Below are 3,830 nucleotides of genomic sequence, written 5' to 3'. Positions count from 1 at the left end.
CTCTCGGTATCGTCGTCGCGCTGTCGGTCTCTCATCACTCAGCACCTCCCTCGTCGTCCTCCGGCGGGTCGAACGGCCGCGGGCGCGTCCGGCAGGAACTCGACCAGCCGTACCCGAAGCCGGTCAGTCCCTCACCGGTGAACGGGAGTCGGATGGCGACGGCGACCCGGTCCCGGTCGCCGGACGCACACGCGGCGTCCGCCGGCTTCTCGGCCGAGCAGAACTGGACGTCGAGTCCGCCGTCGCCGTCGCGGTAGACGCCGACCACCTCGAGGTCGCTGCAAGCCGCGACCTGTCTGTCGACCAGCATCACCGACGCCGACTCGAAGTCCGTCTCGGTCACGAACGTCCGGAAGTTGCCCGCGCCGTCTGGCAGGTCGAAGGTGACGGCGTCGGTGTCTTCGGCGGAGGTGAGATACTCGTGTACCCGACCGTCGGGTCGTGGGTCGTCTTCGTTCTCTCGCTGTATCGCGACCAGCGGTCGGTCGGCGTCGCGTCGCACGCGTCGCTCGTCGTACCCCTCGACGGGCGTGCCGCGACGACCGGCGGTTCGTGTGCTGCTGCTCGACCCCGACCCGGAACAACCGGCGAGAGCGGCGAGCGCGCCAGTAGCCAGTGCCTGGAGGGCGTGTCGGCGGGACCACGACTGCATACTCCGGTCGACTGGCCGACGCGGCAAACGTCTTGGGGCTCGGGTCGGGCGGAATCGGGAGTCAGCGAATCCCGACGACCACTGGTCTCCCGGAGGTCACCGAAATTTAAGTAGCAGGACGGTCGGAACCACGACCGATGCGACGCGACGCCCGAGTCGGAGGGACGCGACCGTGACGGGACCGACGCTCGAACTGACCGACGACGTGGACGACGACAACGACGGCCTCGTCCCGCCGCCGCTCCCGCCCGAAGACCCGGACGCGTGGTACGCAGACGACGTGCGTGCACAACGTGAGATTCACCCGGGCGTCGTCACGACCATCCGAGAGACCGACGACGGCTTCGGCTACGACCTCCGGGAGCCACGTCTCGACGCGACCGACGAGTCCGCACTCGCGGCGGTGCGCGAGCACTTCGAGAACGCACAGGGTCGTCGCCCGCTGACCCGGGAGGGGACTCGTGAACGCGCCGAGAGCGGCTTCCCACCGAAGTACCGCCGGGTGCTGGACCGTCTGCTGGACGCTTCGCCCGCCGCTCGCCGGCGTATCGAGTACTACGCGCTGCGGGACCTGCGGTGTCTCGGACCCGTGACACCGCTCGCGCTCGACGAACAGATCGAGGTCGCGGACAGCGACAGCGACCGACTGGTGGTCCACACCGAGCGGTTCGCCCCCGCCCGGACCGACTTCGCCGCCGACGCCGACGGCGTCTCCCGGGTGACCGGCGAGCGACTGACGAGTTACACGGTCCCCTTCGCGGACTACGGCGTCGAGGTGGTCGTCTACCGGGAGCACCTGCTGGGCACCGACCAGTTCGCCACGAAGTACGCCGTCCTCGAACCGGACCTGCTAGATCGGAAGGGCGACGAGGAACTGCTGGCCGAGGCGAAAGAGCGCATCTGGGAGACGAACGTCGCCGGGGTCGTGGAGGACCGCCGTTCCTTCGTCGAGGAGCGTGCACGGCGGTTCCTCTCCCGCCAACTCACCGCCCGAAACACTCGCGCGTGGCTCGACGCGGCGGGCTACCGTCTTCGCCGGGCGCTCGCGGAGTACGACCTCGCCGTGCCACCGGTCGACGACCGGTACGCCGCCGACCGTCTGGCCGACCTGGTGTACTACGTCCTCAGAGACTTCGTCGGCGACGGGGTGCTCACGGTGCCGATACGCGACCCACACCTCGAAGACGTGGAGGCGAACCGCGTCGGCGAACGCGTGAAGGTCGTCCCTCGCACCGACCTCGTCGGCGACGGTGACGCCCGTGTCCCGACGAACCTCACCTTCGACTCCGAGACGGAGTTCGTCAACGTCGTCACCCAGTTGGCGGCCCGCGACGGCACGGAACTGAACGCCTCCACGCCGAGCGCGAAGGTCAACCTCGACCCCGAGGGTATCGACGAACGCATCCGGTGTGCGGTCGCGCTACCGGTCATCTCCGAGGACGGCCCGCACGTCTCGATTCGGAAGCAGTCGCCCGACGCGATGACGCCGATGGACCTCGTCGAGCGTGACTCGATTTCGACCGAACTCGTCACCCTGCTGTGGCTTCTGTACGAACACCACGGCGTCGTCCTCTTCTCGGGACCGACCGGCGTCGGCAAGACGACCCTGATGAACGCCCACATGCCCTTCGTCCCGTACGACGACCGCCCCATCAGCATCGACGAGGGCTCCCGGGAGGTGCGCGTCCCCCACGAGACGGGCGTCTCGCTGACGACCCGGGACCACGAGTCCGAGTACAAGCGCGTCACGATGGCGGACCTGATGACGGAGACGAACTACCTGAACCCCGATCTTGAGGTCATCGCGGAGATAAACACGCCCGCCAGCTTCGAGACGTTCGCCGAGACCCTGAATACGGGCCATGGGGTCGTGGGAACGACTCACGCAGAGGACACCGAGACGCTCGTCAACCGCGTCATCGAACAGGGCCTGCCGCCGTACCTCCTCAGAGAGATAGACCTCGTGGCGTTCCCGCGCAAGTCGGGTGGGGACCGTTACGTCGGGGAGGTCGTCGAACTCCTGTCTGCCTCGGAGTTCGAGGCACTGGACGCTGGCCCGGACGACCCTGAAGCGGGTGTCATCGAGAAAGACGGGGAACGCATCTACTGGCACACCGTCGAGACGCGCCGGAACGACGGGACGTTCGACTTCGCGTACTCGCATCCCGAACTGGGCGACGAGTCACACGAGGTGGGCTGTCGTGTCTTCCACCGACTCGCGGCGATGACCGACCGGAGTCTCGACGAGGTGGAAGCAGAGTTCCGCCGCAAACACCGCTACGTGGAGTATCTCTGCCGGGAGGGAACGACCGACTTCGAGGAGTTGTTCGCGTTCCTCGCGGACCTCCAGACCGACGAGGCGGCGACCGTCGAGCGGGTTCGGTGAGTCCCTCCGCCCGGACTCCCCACTCTGGACGCTCAGCCGACGACGGGCCACCCGCCCCAGACCACGGACAACACCACGTCGACGCCGGCCAGCACTGCAATCGCCACCAGCGACGCGGGCCACAGGACGACAATCCGCCCCGGATACGCGCCGTCGGGACCGGAGGGGGTCGTCGTGAGGATACCGTACGCCAGGAACAGCGGGACGACGAGCGGAAGAACGAGCGTATACACGCTGAACAACTGGAGGGGAAGCCACGGCACAGAGGCGTACGCCGCGAACACGAGACAGTGACCGACCGAGGGCCACTCGGCACTCGTGGTGCGGTGGTAGTGAGCGACGCCAGCGACCCCGACTGCGACACAGAGTGCGGTCGTCGTCAGGAGGACGAGCACGGTTCGGTCCCTCTCGTTCGCCCCTCGGCCGCGCTCCATTTCAAGATTCGCAGTCCTCCAGCCGCCCCGGGCCGTCGCCCCGAGGCCGGCGTTCTCACGGGCGGGGCGGCGACAAGACACTTCCCGCGGGTCCGAGACAGTTGAGACGTGTCCCCACGTCGTCGGACGGTCCTCGCAGGACTCGCCGCTCTCTGCGGTAGTCTCTCGCTCGCCGGCTGTCTCGGCGACCGGCCGGACCTCCGACTCCGAAACTTCACCGAGGAGACACACGCCCTCGCCGTCACGGTCTCACGGGACGAAACAGAGATTCTCGACACAGAACGCACGCTCGCGCCCGACGAGCAGTCCGTCGTCGAGTCGGTGTTCGAGGACGCCGGCACGTTCGCGTTCGCCGTCT

Annotated in this window: 3 protein-coding genes and 1 pseudogene; 2 read left to right on the top strand and 2 right to left on the bottom strand. The window is 68.0% G+C overall.

Features of this window, described 5'->3' with window-relative positions; genetic code table 11:
• Positions 1-34: 34 nt before the first annotated feature.
• Complete coding sequence (locus ACESK5_RS18945; protein ID WP_372913142.1) at positions 35-652, bottom strand: hypothetical protein; 618 nt, start codon at positions 650-652, stop codon at positions 35-37.
• A 172-nt stretch (positions 653-824) separates the two neighbouring features.
• On the opposite strand from ACESK5_RS18945, the gene ACESK5_RS18940 reads away from it, so the two are divergent.
• On the top strand, positions 825-3,038 hold the full coding sequence (locus tag ACESK5_RS18940; protein ID WP_372913141.1) for a type II/IV secretion system ATPase subunit: 2,214 nt from the start codon (positions 825-827) through the stop codon (positions 3,036-3,038).
• Positions 3,039-3,070: 32 nt separating this feature from the next.
• Here ACESK5_RS18940 and ACESK5_RS18935 read toward each other — a convergent pair whose 3' ends face one another.
• Positions 3,071-3,472, bottom strand: coding sequence for a hypothetical protein (locus ACESK5_RS18935; protein ID WP_372913140.1), 402 nt, complete (start codon positions 3,470-3,472; stop codon positions 3,071-3,073).
• A gap of 108 nt (positions 3,473-3,580) precedes the next feature.
• Between ACESK5_RS18935 and ACESK5_RS18930 the strand changes: the two are divergent.
• A pseudogene (locus tag ACESK5_RS18930) lies at positions 3,581-3,830 on the top strand (hypothetical protein); the annotation flags it as partial.

It is taken from the genome of Salinigranum sp., from assembly GCF_041641895.1.
Taxonomy (GTDB): domain Archaea; phylum Halobacteriota; class Halobacteria; order Halobacteriales; family Haloferacaceae; genus Salinigranum.
This window is presented reverse-complemented; position numbering and strand designations above follow the sequence as displayed.

Excerpts from the sequence above, each read along its gene's own strand:
- ACESK5_RS18945 (WP_372913142.1), bottom strand. The coding sequence starts at position 652 with ATGCAGTCGTGGTCCCGCCGACACGCCCTCCAGGCACTGGCTACTGGC.
- ACESK5_RS18935 (WP_372913140.1), bottom strand. The coding sequence starts at position 3,472 with ATGGAGCGCGGCCGAGGGGCGAACGAGAGGGACCGAACCGTGCTCGTC.